This window comes from Leeuwenhoekiella nanhaiensis, from assembly GCF_002744755.1.
Taxonomy (GTDB): domain Bacteria; phylum Bacteroidota; class Bacteroidia; order Flavobacteriales; family Flavobacteriaceae; genus Leeuwenhoekiella; species Leeuwenhoekiella nanhaiensis.
The window spans coordinates 149216-164108 of record NZ_KZ319288.1 but is presented as its reverse complement, the minus strand read 5'-3'; the positions used below and the strand labels follow the sequence as shown (position 1 = coordinate 164108).

Annotated in this window: 14 protein-coding genes; 7 read left to right on the top strand and 7 right to left on the bottom strand. The window is 42.4% G+C overall.

Going from position 1 to position 14893, the window contains the following annotated elements; translation table 11 throughout:
• Positions 1 to 15 precede the first annotated feature (15 nt).
• Positions 16 to 189: a hypothetical protein gene (locus CJ305_RS19420; protein ID WP_099645042.1), complete on the top strand. Its 174-nt coding sequence runs from the start codon at positions 16 to 18 to the stop codon at positions 187 to 189.
• Between the two features lie 58 nt (positions 190 to 247).
• Here CJ305_RS19420 and CJ305_RS04405 read toward each other — a convergent pair whose 3' ends face one another.
• From CJ305_RS04405 to CJ305_RS04375, 7 genes are all read right to left on the bottom strand, one after another.
• Complete coding sequence (locus tag CJ305_RS04405; RefSeq protein WP_099645041.1) at positions 248 to 1189, bottom strand: hypothetical protein; 942 nt, start codon at positions 1187 to 1189, stop codon at positions 248 to 250.
• A 207-nt stretch (positions 1190 to 1396) separates the two neighbouring features.
• Positions 1397 to 3916: a TonB-dependent receptor gene (locus tag CJ305_RS04400; protein ID WP_317043989.1), complete on the bottom strand. Its 2520-nt coding sequence runs from the start codon at positions 3914 to 3916 to the stop codon at positions 1397 to 1399.
• An 88-nt stretch (positions 3917 to 4004) separates the two neighbouring features.
• Positions 4005 to 4349, bottom strand: a complete 345-nt coding sequence (arsC, locus tag CJ305_RS04395; RefSeq protein ID WP_099645039.1) for an arsenate reductase (glutaredoxin) — start codon at positions 4347 to 4349, stop codon at positions 4005 to 4007.
• Positions 4350 to 4351: 2 nt separating this feature from the next.
• Positions 4352 to 5458, bottom strand: coding sequence for a peptide chain release factor 2 (gene prfB / locus CJ305_RS04390; protein WP_099645038.1), 1107 nt, complete (start codon positions 5456 to 5458; stop codon positions 4352 to 4354).
• Positions 5459 to 5547: 89 nt separating this feature from the next.
• Complete coding sequence (locus tag CJ305_RS04385; protein ID WP_099645037.1) at positions 5548 to 6540, bottom strand: transglutaminase-like domain-containing protein; 993 nt, start codon at positions 6538 to 6540, stop codon at positions 5548 to 5550.
• A gap of 152 nt (positions 6541 to 6692) precedes the next feature.
• Positions 6693 to 7640: an alpha-E domain-containing protein gene (locus CJ305_RS04380; protein ID WP_099645036.1), complete on the bottom strand. Its 948-nt coding sequence runs from the start codon at positions 7638 to 7640 to the stop codon at positions 6693 to 6695.
• 44 nt (positions 7641 to 7684) lie between these two features.
• Complete coding sequence (locus CJ305_RS04375) at positions 7685 to 9151, bottom strand: circularly permuted type 2 ATP-grasp protein (protein ID WP_099645035.1); 1467 nt, start codon at positions 9149 to 9151, stop codon at positions 7685 to 7687.
• Between the two features lie 199 nt (positions 9152 to 9350).
• Between CJ305_RS04375 and CJ305_RS04370 the strand changes: the two genes are divergently transcribed.
• The 6 genes from CJ305_RS04370 to CJ305_RS04345 all read left to right on the top strand — a co-directional run bounded on the left by CJ305_RS04370 (position 9351) and on the right by CJ305_RS04345 (position 14880).
• Positions 9351 to 11765, top strand: a complete 2415-nt coding sequence (locus CJ305_RS04370) for a zinc-dependent metalloprotease (RefSeq protein ID WP_099645034.1) — start codon at positions 9351 to 9353, stop codon at positions 11763 to 11765.
• The gene (locus tag CJ305_RS04365; protein ID WP_099645033.1) at positions 11758 to 12213 is read left to right on the top strand and encodes a 3-hydroxyacyl-ACP dehydratase FabZ family protein; all 456 of its coding nucleotides are present in this window, start codon (positions 11758 to 11760) and stop codon (positions 12211 to 12213) included. The genes CJ305_RS04370 and CJ305_RS04365 overlap by 8 nt, the downstream gene beginning before the upstream one ends.
• Positions 12200 to 13471: a beta-ketoacyl-[acyl-carrier-protein] synthase family protein gene (locus CJ305_RS04360; protein ID WP_099645032.1), complete on the top strand. Its 1272-nt coding sequence runs from the start codon at positions 12200 to 12202 to the stop codon at positions 13469 to 13471. Before CJ305_RS04365 ends, CJ305_RS04360 begins: the two co-directional genes overlap by 14 nt.
• Positions 13472 to 13572: 101 nt before the next feature.
• On the top strand, positions 13573 to 13824 hold the full coding sequence (locus CJ305_RS04355; protein WP_099645454.1) for an acyl carrier protein: 252 nt from the start codon (positions 13573 to 13575) through the stop codon (positions 13822 to 13824).
• Positions 13825 to 13905: 81 nt separating this feature from the next.
• Positions 13906 to 14505, top strand: coding sequence for a nitroreductase family protein (locus CJ305_RS04350; RefSeq protein WP_099645031.1), 600 nt, complete (start codon positions 13906 to 13908; stop codon positions 14503 to 14505).
• A 3-nt stretch (positions 14506 to 14508) separates the two neighbouring features.
• Entirely contained in the window at positions 14509 to 14880 is a 372-nt protein-coding gene (locus CJ305_RS04345) for a hypothetical protein (protein WP_099645030.1), read from the top strand.
• Positions 14881 to 14893: the final 13 nt, after the last annotated feature.

Genomic DNA, 14893 nt, shown 5'->3' with positions numbered 1-14893 from the left:
GACAAAAACCATATTATGTTTGAATTTGATCAATACTTAGGCTTCCTTGCATTCTTAACCATTTTAACCATCGGTTTCTGGTTGATGATTTTTTTAGTTTCTATTCTTCCGTACTGGATTTTTGGCGCAGCCAAAGAACGTTTGGAAGAAATGCGTGAGGAAAGACGTCTTAAACGTGAGAATTCCTAATATTCAATTATAATTTTAAGTGAAAAGCCCGCTCTAAAAATAGAGCGGGCTTTTTTATTCAAGGCCTTGCATTCAAGGCATCACTGTAACGGTAGATTCCGAAGCCTTCAATTTTTAGAAATTCTTTATTTGTAATAGCCGTACTTGAATTAAATTCTGAACTCCAGGAAGCAAAAGCTTCTTCAAACTCCATATCCATTCCGCTGGTTGCAAAATAATTCCAGATCTCGGGTGAGGCTGACATCTGATTTATATTAAACAGGATTACGATATGAACTTCTTTACTGAGTTCCATTCCGGCCTGGGCCAAAAGATTTAATTTATTTAATATGGAATTCTCTGCCATCGAGCCTGAGAGTAACCAGGCATCTGTATGATAATTAGTCAAAAAAATCTGGTCATGATTAAGCACTAACTCTTTGGCAATAGTAAGACTGGGAGGGAAGCCACTGTCTTTGATCTGACCAATATAAAATTGTCGGGTTATACCCGCGTTACGAGGTGTGACTTCTCCCAGAGGTACTGTAAACTTAAGATCATTAACGCGGTCAATCCAGGGTGCGTAGTCATCGGCATAATTCATACTGCCGTTCCAAAATTCTATTTCGCTAACAATACCATCTGGCTTACTGTCTTTTCGGCCATCGTGATACTGCTCCAAAGCTGTAAAAGAGTCTCCAAAACCGGCGGAAACAAAAGAAACCCGTACATACGGATTTTGATTATGAGCTTTATTTACAAATGTGCGCAATTCATTATCCAGACCATCTGCCAGGATTGCACCAATATTATACAGATAGATGTCTGTAAAGTCATTTTCATCAACCCAGTATAAGAGGGCATCTTCAAGAGCAGGGTCGCCTAGTATTCCGGAAACGTAAAAATCATTGATATATACTCCCCGATGATTTGCCAAAAGACCAACAGAAATGGTATTGTCATCATCATCGCAGGAGTAGAGGACACTTAGAATAAGTAAAATGGAGACCAGCTTTTTCATCATGATGACTTTAAAAACATGACATAAGTTACTGATTTTGTATTTATTATATATTTATTTGAATCATTAACCTTTAAGTAAAGTTGAGTTTTTTTAGCAAATAGCATTTGGTTTCGCGATACTGCTCACATTGTAGAACAGATTTTTGCAAAAAAAAAGGTCATTCCAAATAAATGAAATGACCTGAGATTATGACTGATGAACTAATTATCCCTCAAATTCACCATCATCATCTCCATATTGTCCTTCTCTTGGTCTCTTACGTTCTTCACGTTGCTGATTGAAACGGTAGATCAATGAAACATTGATTTGTCGTTGTCTCCACTGAAATTCACTGTCTTGTTCAAAGAATTCGGTAGTGGTAAAGCTTTGTCTTTTTCTGGAGTTCAATAAATCACTCACGTTTGCAGAGATGGTCGTACTACCATCAAACAGTTCCTTACTTAAGGCGAGGTCAATAGATAGAATTCCATCCTGACGTCCCTGTATTTCCTGAGAAGCTCCACGGTAGAACATATTGGTCTGCCAGTCTATAGCTCCCGGAAGGGTAACTTTTGAACTGAAACGACCAAACCAGCTGGTATTTTTCTGGCTGTAATCCTCCCCGTTAAAATCGCCATCCAGATTAAATTGGAAGAAGTTTACACTACCATTGAGACGCAACCATTTTGCCGGATTATAAAGCAATCCTGCTTCAGCACCAAAACGGTCGTTAGTGGCCAGGTTAATAGGAATACTACGTATTACCTGAGTAGGATTACCTCCTGGACCGGTAATGGTAACATCCTCCTGTACGCGTTGAAAGGCATCAGTCTCATGCTGATAGTATACTGAAGACGTAAAAGTCAGTTTCTTTCCCCAACGTTTTAAGTATCCCACATCAAAGGCGTTTGAAAAAGCTGGTTCCAAATTGGGATTCCCCTGAAATACGTTGTTACGGCTATCTCTTGATGGGAACGGATTTACAAACCATCCGTTCGGTCTGTTGATTCGTCGGTTATAACCAAAAGAAAGGTTTTCTTCCTCACCAAACTCAAGTATTAGGTTAACGGTAGGGAAAAGTCCCAGATAATTGTTGTTAAAGTCGGTGTCAATAGGGAATGAAAATTCTTCTTGTAGTTCCTGCTCAGTAAGTAATGAAGTAATGTTTCCTTTGATAGTTGTATTTTCCATACGCAGACCCACAAGCACATTTAGCATATCAAAAAACTTGGTTCCATACTGGGTATAGAGTGCATGAACGTTTTGCGTATAGTCAAAAATATTGGTCTGATTTTCATTGATTACTAAATTCCCATTTCCATCTTCCTGACGCAACTCATAATCGGTTACTTCATTTTCCAGATTTCCGCGGTATCCGGCTTCAAATTGAGAATCTTCTCCTAAGGGCAGCACATAATCGGCCTGAAAAAGATATTCTTTTTGTTTTTCAGTCGTATTCGTTTCTTCTCGGGGTAACGTAATATCATTTACAGAAGAATTATTGTAACGAACGGGTTCATTGATAAAAGTTCTCTGATCTTCCTCGTCCACATCATACTGTACATCAGCAGTTAACTGGTGTCCTTCATCATTAAAGCGATTGATGTAGTTTAGTGCAAACTGGTAACTTTGATCATCTTCGTTTTCAAGTTCCCGGCGGGTTGTCCCAATTCGAGGATCATCCCCAAGAATATAGTCGTTACGGTTCGTAGTTAAATCGTCGTCGTTCCCTTTTCGGTAAAATACTGAACCGGTAATCGAAGATTGATCATTTAGATAATATTCTAAGCCCAGGTTACCATTAAAGCCGCGATCGAGACGATCGTATTGGCGGTCTTCGATATTACGATCGTAAGGTACATTATCTAAAAAGGCATCCTGACGGGCTTCAAAATAACGCGTATCAAAAAAGGCATTACCGGGACTTTCGCGATAGCGGTAACCTAATGTGTTGAAAATATTAAATTTATTGGTACGGTAGTTCAGGTTTGAAGAAACACTTGCGTTGTCAGGATGACCAGCGCTTAACTGAAATGAACCGTTAAAGCCCAAGGTTTTTTCTTTACGTAAGATGATATTCAGAATACCGGCTGTACCTTCAGCATCATAACGGGCAGAGGGTGAAGTAATTACTTCTACACGTTCAATAGCGTCTGCAGGAAGTTGGCCCAGCACGTCTGTGCTTCCAAAACCGGCAAGTGCAGATGGTTTCCCGTTGATAAGAATACGCACGTTTTCGTTTCCACGTAAGCTGATTCCTCCTTCCACGTCAACTGACACGGACGGTACATTATTAAGCGCATCGCTTACCGTACCACCGGCAGTAGTAAGGTCTTTACCTATGTTGTAAATCTTTTTGTCAAGTCTTACATCTACGGTTGTGGTTTCTGCAACCACGGTAACTTCTTCCAGATCTGATGCGGCAAACTCTAATTGAATAGTACCCAGATTAAGGTCACTGTTAATACTTCGGTTCAATGTAAGCGGCTGAAAAGAGATGTATTCAATTTTTAGGGAATAATCTCCGGCAGGGACTTCAACTCTAAAATTACCATCCATATCGGTAATTCCACCTTCAACATCCTGTGTGCTGTTTTTATCTTTCACCGTAATAGTGGCATACTCCAGAGGGACTCCCGCTGCTTTGTCAACCACTTTACCGGTTATTACATAATCTGAAGATTTTTGAGAAAATAGGGCATAACTGCTTAAACACAGTAGTGTTAGCAAAATAAATTTATTCATAGTCATTTTTTGGTTTCGCAAGTTAGACTAGAATAATAGCATTGGTTTAACCGCCATCCGGTTAAAATTCTGTTAAATGAATTTCAAATTATTTGAACAGTTTGCTAATGCTTTCGGGGGGTCTGCCTAAAACCGCCTCGTTATTCTTAACAACAATAGGCCGCTCGATAAGTTTAGGGTGGTCTACCATAGCCTGAATGATTTCTTCATCTGAAAGTTCCTTACCTTTAAACTGTTCTTTCCAAATGGCTTCATTCTTACGAACCAGCTCTATGGGTTTCAGGTTTAATTTTCCCAAAATGGCTGCGAGCTCCAGATAGGAGGGTGGAGTATCCAGGTATTTGACAATTTCGAAATCCTGACCGGATTCTTCAAGTATGGCAAGCCCTTCCCGGCTTTTTCTACATCTGGGGTTGTGATAGATTTTAAGCATAATTAAAGTTCGTTACTGGTTTCTTTTTGGCCGGTCATCATCAGGTAGGCCTTGAGGAAGGCATCAATATCACCGTCTAATACCGCATCGGTATTTCCGGTTTCTTCACCCGTGCGCACATCTTTTATCAACTTGTAGGGGTGCAACACGTAATTGCGGATCTGAGAACCCCATTCAATTGCTTTTTTCTCGGCTTCAATTTCATCTCGGGCAGCCTGGCGCTTTTTAAGTTCAATCTCATACAATTGTGATTTTAACATTTGCATCGCCTTTTCCCGGTTTTCTAGCTGTGATCGGGTTTCCGAATTATGAATAACGATTCCGGTAGGGTGGTGGGTAAGAATCGCTTTGGTTTCTACCTTATTGACATTTTGCCCACCGGCGCCAGATGAACGCGCAAAATCCCAACTGATATCCGCCGGATTGATATCAATCTCAATACTGTCATCTGCAAGGGGGTAAACATATACCGAAGCAAAAGAGGTATGCCGCTTGGCATTACTGTCAAAAGGCGAAATGCGTACCAGACGGTGCACCCCGTTTTCACTTTTTAGCCAGCCAAAGGCGAAAGGACCATCGATTTCAAGAGTAACCGTTTTTACACCGGCCACATCTCCTTCCTGATAATTGAGCTCCTTGATTTTGTATCCGTTTTTTTCACTCCACATCAGGTACATGCGCATCAGCATAGAGGCCCAGTCGCAACTTTCGGTACCGCCGGCACCCGCTGTGATTTGAAGCACTGCGCTTAAATCATCCCCCTCTTCAGAAAGCATGTTTTTAAACTCAAGCCCTTCAATAAGGGTATTGGCGCTCTCGTACTGCTTTTCAACTTCGGCTTCTGAAGCTTCGCCTTCTTTATGGAATTCAAGCAAAACCTCAAGCTCCTCCGTTAAGGTGATTCCCTTTTCATAATCCTGAACCCAGTTTTTCTTTTCGCGCAGATTGCGCATAAAAACTTCAGCCTCCTTGGGATCATTCCAAAAGTTAGGATCAAAGGTTTTTTCCTCTTCGTTCTGTATTTCAATACGTTTCTGGTCAATAGCCAAATGCACGCGTAATGCTTCTAAGCGTTGCTTGAGATCTTTGACCTGATCGCTTGTAGTCATAATGATTAATCTTTTGCGAAAGTTACTGTTTTCCACAGAAAAGCCGGCCTAACAAAATGCCAGGCTTCCGTAGAACCTACAAAATCAGACTAGAATATAGTGCCTGACTGCTCGCGTAATTGTTGTTGTTGCTGTTGCTGCTGTTGCTGCCACTGCATCTGAAAGTCTAATTGTTGCTGATTTGCACGCTTACCAAATCCCTGAGATTGCGATTGCGTAAATACATCAGGCGCGTTTTCTTCGCGGGCAAAAACTTCAACGCTGTATTCGGTAGTGTTGGTTGAAGACGAAGTGTATAAAACTCCTTTGATAGGCGCACAATCACTGTAGTCTTTACCGTGAGCGACTTTAATATGATTTTCAAGTGCGATAAGGTTATTGGTAGGATCAAAGCCCAGCCAGCCTTTTTCAGGAATATAACATTCAGCCCAGGCGTGCATTTGAGAATCCCCTTTATATCCATTTCCCTGATGTAAATAACCGGAAGTATAGCGCGTCGGTATTTTATTATGACGAGCAATGGCTAAAAATAAATGCGTAAAATCCTGACAAACACCCGCACCTCGGGATACAAAGTCTTCGGTAGTGCTTCGGGTATCGGTAACCTGCTGCTTGAATTTAAAGTTTGAAAACAACCAATTGTTCAGCTGCTGCAAATTGTCAAAAACCGAACGATTTTCTTCAAATTCAAAGTTTATACCTGTTTTGGGGAATTGGGTAAGCTCGGTAGCATTCAGAAATTGCTCGTGAGTAATTCTAAAATCAAGACTATTGATCAGCTCGTAGTGCTCAGCATTGTAAATGCTGTCTAAGGCCGAGAAAGGATTTACTTCTTCTTTACGAACAATAAAATTAGCCTCAAATTCAATGGATTTGAAGGCTTTACGCTGTATAACGCGGTATATATTAAAGTTGAGGGAATTTGTAGACTCCTCAGTTGCTGCATTCAGGGAGTTTTTAAACTCAGCCAAACGCAGTTTTTGAGATTCGTTATCCTGCGGAGCGATTAAAAATTGCCATAAGGCGTCAGTAACCTCAGTCTCATAGCTATTCTTCGCCTTATATTTTATAGTGTATTCCAATTTTCGGGATTTAAAAGTCTACAAAAATACGGAAAACAACGGCTCCGTTTTAGTTAATTCGACTAACAACAAGTACCTGAAGACCGAAGTTATAAACAATTCGTTAAGAGGTACTTTAGGCCTTTGATACTATTGAAGTTAATGATCAGAAATTACCGAATCTGGAAATACTCTTTTTCTATTTTTTTGGCGATTTCAAACAGGGTATTCTGAATGTCTTCAATAAAAGACTCAATATTTCCCTCAATGGTATCAACCGTTTTATAGCAGTACTCCGCGTGGGTTTTTCCGATTAAAAAGGCAGCAGAATCCTTTTGTGGATTTTTATCCAGATTGAGCTGCTCTATGTGCTTTTTGACCTGTACGAGGCTATTCATTACCGAACGTGGACAATCGTCATTGAGAATTAAAAATTCAAGCGTGGTGATGCTTGTAGGGGTTTTACGATAATGCCGGCGCATCATATCATAAGATTCGATGCATTTGAGCAACGTAGTCCATTCATAACTCTTACTGAATTTATCTTCATAACCTCCCTGCGCATTAAGTGCGTCATAGTATTTCGCCTGAATGATTCGCACCACCTGAGTAGCCCGTTCAATATTGACTCCCAGCATAATAATGGCATACACTTCATCGTGTAGCAGGGTTCCACGTATTTTTCCGCGTAAAACTGCAGTAGCTTCGGTCACCTGAGTTGTAAAATCATAAAGTCCTTTCTTTACAAAAAAGTCTGAATCATAGCGCAAAACAAAATGATAGAATTTGTTCAACGACTCGTACAATTCGGTTGAGATAAGATCCCGCGCTCCGTTTGCATTTTCACGCGCGTACTTTACGGCATTTATGATAGAATAGGGGGTCTCCGGATTTAGGCCTATGTCGTAAAAAACATTTTCTTCCGTTAACTCATAGTCTTTATCAACGGGACCATTTGCCATAAACAACAAACTGTGAAGTACGTGTTTGCGGGATTGGGATTTATCATTGGGAGCATCTAGTGATGAGAAATAATTTACGTTTAGATAGCGCGCAAGGTGTTCAGAACGTTCAATATAGCGTCCCATCCAGAATAAATTATTAGCGACTCGTGCAAGCATAAGTAATGAGTTTTAAAAGAAGTTGTTGTTAGTTGTGTAATTAGTTAGGATTTGCTTTTTAAAACCCATGTATCTTTAGACCCGCCTCCCTGAGACGAGTTTACAATAAGATTTCCTTTCCTAAGCGCCACCCGGGTAAGTCCGCCTTTAAGAACAAATTCTTTATTGGCACCCAGCAGGCAAAAGGTTCTGAGATCTACGTGCCGCGATTCAAACGACTCGCTTTCCTCAATGTAGGTCGCGTGTACCGAAAGACTCATAATAGGCTGCGCAATATACTTTCGCGGACTGGCCTGAATGGTTTTCTTTACTTTTTCAATTTCTTCTTTAGTAAGCTTATTACCAATTGAAATACCATAACCTCCGGCCTCATCTACAGGCTTTATGACTAATTTATCAACATTCTCCAGCACGTATTTCAATTCATCGGGCCTGCTGCAGTGGTAGGTGTGTACATTATTGAGAATAGGTTCTTCATTAAGATAGTACTTGATGATTTCGGGCATATAGGTATACACCGCCTTATCATCTGCAAAGCCTGTTCCCGGCGCATTTACGAGGCAAACGTTGCCTTTTTTGTAGGCTGAAAAAAGTCCCGGCACTCCCAGAGCAGAATCGGGTCTGAATTCTAAAGGATCAAGAAATGCATCATCGATACGGCGGTAAATAACGTCTACGCGCTCTGGACCTTTGATGGTTTGCATATAGACAAAGTCATTTTCTACAAACAAATCCCGACCTTCTACAAGCTCAACACCCATTGCTTTTGCCAGATAGGAATGCTCGTAATACGCCGAATTGTAAACTCCGGGCGTGATTACCACACAATTGGGCTCATCTACACCACGGGGCTTTACGGTTTCCATCATTTCAAGGAGATTCTGCGCATAATCAGTTACCGTATGCGCATTGTAATGATTAAACACGCCAAAAAGCGCCCGTTTTAAGGCGGTTCGGTTACATATCACATAACTCACACCACTGGGACAACGTATATTGTCTTCAAGCACATAATATTTTCCATCACTGTGTTTTATAAGGTCGGTGCCCGAAATGTGGTTGTAAATCCCTCCAGGAGGATCAACTCCTATCATCTGATGCAGGTAGTTTGCGGAAGACGTGATCAGATCAAGCGGCACGATGCCCTGCTTAATGATTTTCTTATCGTGGTAAATGTCCCAGATAAAATGGTTGAGGGCCTTACTGCGTTGTAAAACACCACGCTCAATATGCTCCCATTCTTTAGGGTCTATAATCCGTGGAAAAAGATCAAAGGGAAAGATTTTCTCTTTGGCTTCATTATCGTTGTATACCTGAAAGGTTATACCCTGATTGAAAAATGAAGCTTTGGCCTTATCGTTTAGCCGGGCATAATCCTGACTGCTGTGGCCGCTATACAAATCAAATAAGGTCTGGTAAACCTTTTTTACGTTTCCGTCTTCATCAAAGATCTCATCATAAAATTTAGAATCTTTTTCATAAGAAGAAAAAATGGAGTTAGTTTCTGACATGGGAGTGATTAGTTTGTTGTTAAAATAAGGATTTATTGGCAAATGAGCTCCTGTGTTTCACACATTTATAACAGGTATTTTTTTCGGAAAATGCAATCTTAACCTCTTAAAATTTCAATTTGACAATTTTTAGGAATGCTGCGTCTCCTGCATTTTTAAAGGATTTTTGGTTACTTTTAAAGCCAACTGACTTTAGATTATGAACAAACTATCACTCGTATTCCTGCTCTGCTGCGTGCAGATGCTTCAGGCTCAATTTTTAGACTCCAAAAAAGACCTCAAATCCTACGAGGGCTTTTTCAATTTTCATTACGACACTAAAAACGATGCAATTTATCTGGAAGTCGATAAACTCGATGAAGAATTTATCTACGTCCATGCCCTTAAAAGCGGACTCGGTTCTAACGACATAGGTCTTGACCGGGGGCAGCTGGGGGGCACCGCTGTGGTAAAATTTAAAAAGGCGGGGAATAAGCTCCTGCTTATACAACCCAATCAGGATTACCGGGCGATTACCGATAATTCGGCCGAGCGTGAATCGGTAAAGGAAGCTTTTGCATTCTCGGTTCTTTATGGTTTTGAAATTAAAGAGACAAAAGATGATACCTATATCATTGACCTGACTCCGTTTTTAATGGAAGACGCGCACGGGGTTGCAGACCGAATCAAGGCCAATAAAGAAGGAACCTATAAACTGGACAAGGAGAAAAGTGCTCTGGCCCTTGAAAATACAAAGGCTTTCCCGAAGAATGTAGAGTTTGAAGCCTTGCTTACCTTTGAAGGAAGTCCGGAAGGAAGAATGTTGCGCAGTGTTGCACCTGATGCAGCGGTTGTTTCTACTGTACAACATCATTCTTTTGTGCAATTGCCGGAACCCGGCTATGAACCACGGGTTTTTGACCCAAGATCAGGTGCGATTTACATTCAATACAAGGACTATGCGACTCCCGTGCAGGAGCCTATAGACAAACGCCTCATCATCAGGCACCGGCTTGAAAAGAAAAATCCGGAACTTGAAGTCAGTGAGCCGGTAGAACCCATTATTTACTATTTGGACCCCGGTACGCCTGAACCGGTGCGCTCAGCGCTGCTCGAGGGGGCTTCGTGGTGGAATCAGGCCTACGAAAGTATAGGGTATAAGAATGCCTTCCAGGTAAAAATGCTTCCCGAAGATGCAGATCCGCTTGATTTGCGCTACAACGTCATTCAATGGGTGCATCGCAGCACCCGGGGCTGGAGCTATGGCGCCAGTGTAACCGATCCGCGTACGGGTGAGATTCTTAAAGGGCACGTAAGTCTGGGAAGTCTGCGTATACGGCAGGATTTTATGATCGCTCAGGCCTTGATGAATCAACCTTTTGCAGCTTCTGATGATAATTATGAACCGATGCTAGAGATGGCTTTGGCGCGCATAAGACAACTTTCGGCGCACGAAGTAGGGCACACCTTGGGGTTTGCGCATAATTTCGCAGCCAGTGTAACCGATCGTGCTTCGGTGATGGATTATCCGCATCCTGCGATACAGCTAAAAAATGGAAAAATCGATTTTAGCGAGGCCTATGCCACCGGTATCGGAGCCTGGGATAAAGTCACTGTAGCTTACAGTTATGGTGATGCTCCTAAAGGAATGAACGAATCCTGGTATCTCAATCAGGTGTTGGAAGAGGCCGAAGCTCAAGGTCTTCGCTTTATTAGCGACAGTGATGCCCGTGCTGCTAACGGAGCGCACCCTGACGCGCATTTGTGGGATAACGGGGCTAATGCTGCTGACGAACTCGAATCGGTTTTAGCGCTTCGCGAAAAAGCAATTGAAAATTTCAGTATTGATAATATTCGTACCGGTGAGCCGCTCACTGTGCTTGAAGATGTTTTTGTGCCACTCTATTTTTACCACAGGTATCAAACTGAAGCCGCTGTAAAAAGCATCGGAGGTGTTCGTTATACGTATGCGGTAAAAGGGGATGATAAACAATCCATTACCGATGCTGTTTCCGCAAAAGAGCAGGAACAGGCTCTGAGCGCTGTTTTACAAACCTTAAAGGCCGAAAACCTTGCTATTCCGGCCGATAAATTGGCCTTATTTCCGCCAAGGGCTTTTGGCTATGGCCGTACCCGCGAAAGCTTTAAAGGCAATACCGGAGTCACTTTTGATCCATTGGGCGCAGCAGAAACCGCAGCCGATTTTACCCTTGATTTCCTGTTAAACGCGGATCGCGCAAATCGTTTGGTCGCACAATACGCTACAAATACGGATTTACCCGGCTTTGATGCGGTGCTTCAGGAGCTGATTGATGAAACCTTTGAAACCAATCCTAAGGAGGCCTATTTAGCCGAAGTACAACGCAGTGTAAATAATCGGGTTTTAGAACACCTGAAGCAATTGATGGTGAATCCGAATGCCATTCCACAGGTAAAGGCAGCCGTTTTTAAAAGCCTCACCGACCTTGCGCAGCAAAATATGCGGGCGGAAGATGCAAACACCCGCTATATGGCGTGGAGTATTGGTAAATTTTTGGAAGAGCCTGATGAATTTAAGCCGGTCTCTGCACCTAAAATTCCGGATGGATCGCCTATTGGCAGCTACGAATGCTTAAATCTGGATCGCCATGACTAAAGAGGAAATTGTAGCTAAACTGCCGTATGGCGATCCGTTTTTGTTTGTTGACCGCATTACCGAAGTATCTCAAACGCACATCAAAGGCGAATTTACATTTAAAGATACCTGCGATTTTTACAAGGGGCATTTTGTAAATTTTCCGGTGACACCGGGAGTGCTGTTGCTCGAATGTATGATGCAGATCGGTCTGGTGAGTCTGGGTATTTACCTGCTGCGGGATAAAGGTTTTGATTTGCGCTCCAATTCTACCGTTGCAATGGTAGAAAATGAAGCCCGCTTTTACAAGCCTGTTTTTCCAAATGATACCGTAACTGTAGAATCTGATTTACAGTATTTTAGATTCCATAAATTAAAGTCAAAAGTGAAGATGCTAAATGAAGCCGGCGAGGTGGTTTGCCAGGGCATATTTTCAGGAATTTTAAAACCCGGCGATGCAGAATCATAGAGTGGTCATTACAGGTCTGGGCGTATGCGCGCCTAACGGAGTAGGTGTTCCGGCATTTAAAGAGGCTATTGAAACCGGAAAAAGTGGAATTCGTTTTTACAGCGAACTCGAAAAGCTCAAATTCTCCTGTCAGATAGGAGGGATGCCCCTAATTTCGGAAGCGGTAAAATCCAACTATTTTACGCCCTTACAACTGCGCAATTTTAATGCTGCAGGTATTCTGTATGGCGTGGCAGCAGGTGTTGAAGCCTGGCGGGACGCGGGTCTTGAGATTTCTGACGAGCAATGTGATTTTGACAGTGGAACCATCTTTGGTGTAGGCACCTTAGGGGTCGACAAATACCGCGAAAGCATTTATAAAGTTGATGAGGGCAACACCCGCCGTTTAGGCAGTACCAGCGTTCAGCAAACGATGAGCAGCGGCGTGAGCGCTTATTTAGGCGGAATGTTAGGCCTGGGAAATCTGGTCACGACCAATTCATCTGCCTGTACCACCGGTACCGAGGCCGTATTTTTGGCTTACGAGCGCATCAAAGCCGGCAAAGCCAAGCGGATGCTCGCCGGAAGCACCAGCGATGGCGGACCCTACGTGTGGTGTGGTTTTGACGCCCTGCGTATTTTACCTTCTAAATACAACGACAAGCCCGCAAAAGCCTCACGGCCCATGGATGCCGATGCCTCGGGTTTTGTGCCGGGCAGCGGAGCAGGAGCTCTGGTGCTTGAGACTTTAGAAAGTGCACAAAAGCGCGGTGCTACTATTTATGCGGAAATTATTGGCGGGCACAGTAACAGTGGCGGGCAGCGACAGGAAGGCTCTATGACGGCACCCAATCCTATCGCCGTTAAACGCTGCATTACAGAAGCTGTTCAGGATGCCGGAATCAGCGCCACAGAAATTGATGCCATTAACGGGCACCTTACTGCCACTTCAAAAGACGATTTGGAGATTGAAAACTGGAGTGAGGCTTTGGGTAGAAGCGGAATGGATTTTCCGTATATCAACTCTTTAAAGGGAATGACCGGGCATTGCCTGGCCGCCAGTGGCAGTATAGAATGTGTGGCTTCGGTTTTACAGCTCAAACATCAGTTTTTGTTTCCCAATATCAACCTGGAGCGCTTGCATCCCGCTATTGCTGAGCGTGTTGCAGAAAGTCGCATTCCAAAAGTGAAAACCCCGGCAAAGCTGAATATTTTGGCGAAAGCCAGTTTCGGTTTTGGTGATGTAAACTGTTGCCTTATCTTTAAAAAATTTCAGTAAACAGACTTTTTACAAATACTGAAAAATCCGGTATACCTAAAAATTTGATTTACTGATTACTAGTTTAAAAATTGATTTCGCCTTACGAAAAAAACAACCCTATGAACCAAGAGATTTATCCTAAACTTACCGAAATTATCACACCTTATCTTCCCGAAGATGTAGACCCACAAAGCATTGAGCCGTCCAGCCATCTGGTTAATGACCTCAATATCAACTCTACCCATTTAGTAGATATCGTTCTCGATGTGGAAGATGCTTTTGATATCACCATTGAAGACGACGAACTCGATAAAATGGATACGGTTGAAGCTTCCATAGCACTTATAGAGCAAAAGTTAGAAGCTCGTTAAAATTATCCGGTGGCGCGTTAAGGGTCGTTAAAAACAGGGCTCACGAGGGGCAAATCGGTTATCTTTCCTATAAAAATAACCATGCAAAAACTCGAAAAAACGACACCAACAGACTACGACATTATGGAAGAAATCAAAACACGCTGGAGTCCGCGTGCGTTTGATGATGAACCCATTTCAGAATCTGAGGTAAAATTGCTTTTAGAAGCCGGAAGATGGGCTTCCAGCTCGTATAATCAGCAACCTTGGCGTATTATTTATGGTCTAAAAGGAGATGCGGTTTACGATCGCATTATGGAATGTTTGATTCCCTTTAATCAGGATTGGGCCAAAAATGCTCAGGTCTTGATGGTCACGGCTTATAAAAAGACCAATAAAGATGGAGACGACTATTTTCACGCGCTTCATGATTTAGGATTGTTTATGGGCAACGTTGTGATACAGGCCAATCATACCGGTATCGCTGCGCACCATATGGGCGGAATTGACCAGGAAAAAGCACACAAGACTTTCGGTTTCACAGATGATTTTGGAATTGCAACTGCGGTGGCTTTTGGCCGCTATGGCGGAGATGTAAAGCAATTGCCCGAGTCGTTGCAGGAGCAGGAACTTGAAAAGAAGCGCTCCCGAATGAAAATTGAGGAGTTTGCCTTCAACGGAGATTTTAAACCTAAACAATAAGATATGAAACGTATATTATTTGGATTGATGCTGTGTTTTTTCAGTTTCACCACGTTCGCTCAGGTGCAACATTATGAAGTTAAGCCTAAACATATTGAGAAAGCAGCAGACTCGCTTACTCAAATCTATTCGGCTAAACTGGGAATGACGCCAAAGCAAGATTTGCTTTTTAAATCAAGTCTGGAAGACTTTTTACTCTTAAGAGAAGAAGTCTCGGAAAAAATGAGTGGAAAGGCCAAACTTGATGAGCTTGCCCGGGTGTATGTTGAGGAAAGTGGTACGATGAGTGAAATTCTTACCGAGTATCAATTTGAATTATACGAAAAAATAAAACCCGGAATTCAACCTATAGAAACGGTTAAGAAAGAGGAGTAAATTTCCGGATATT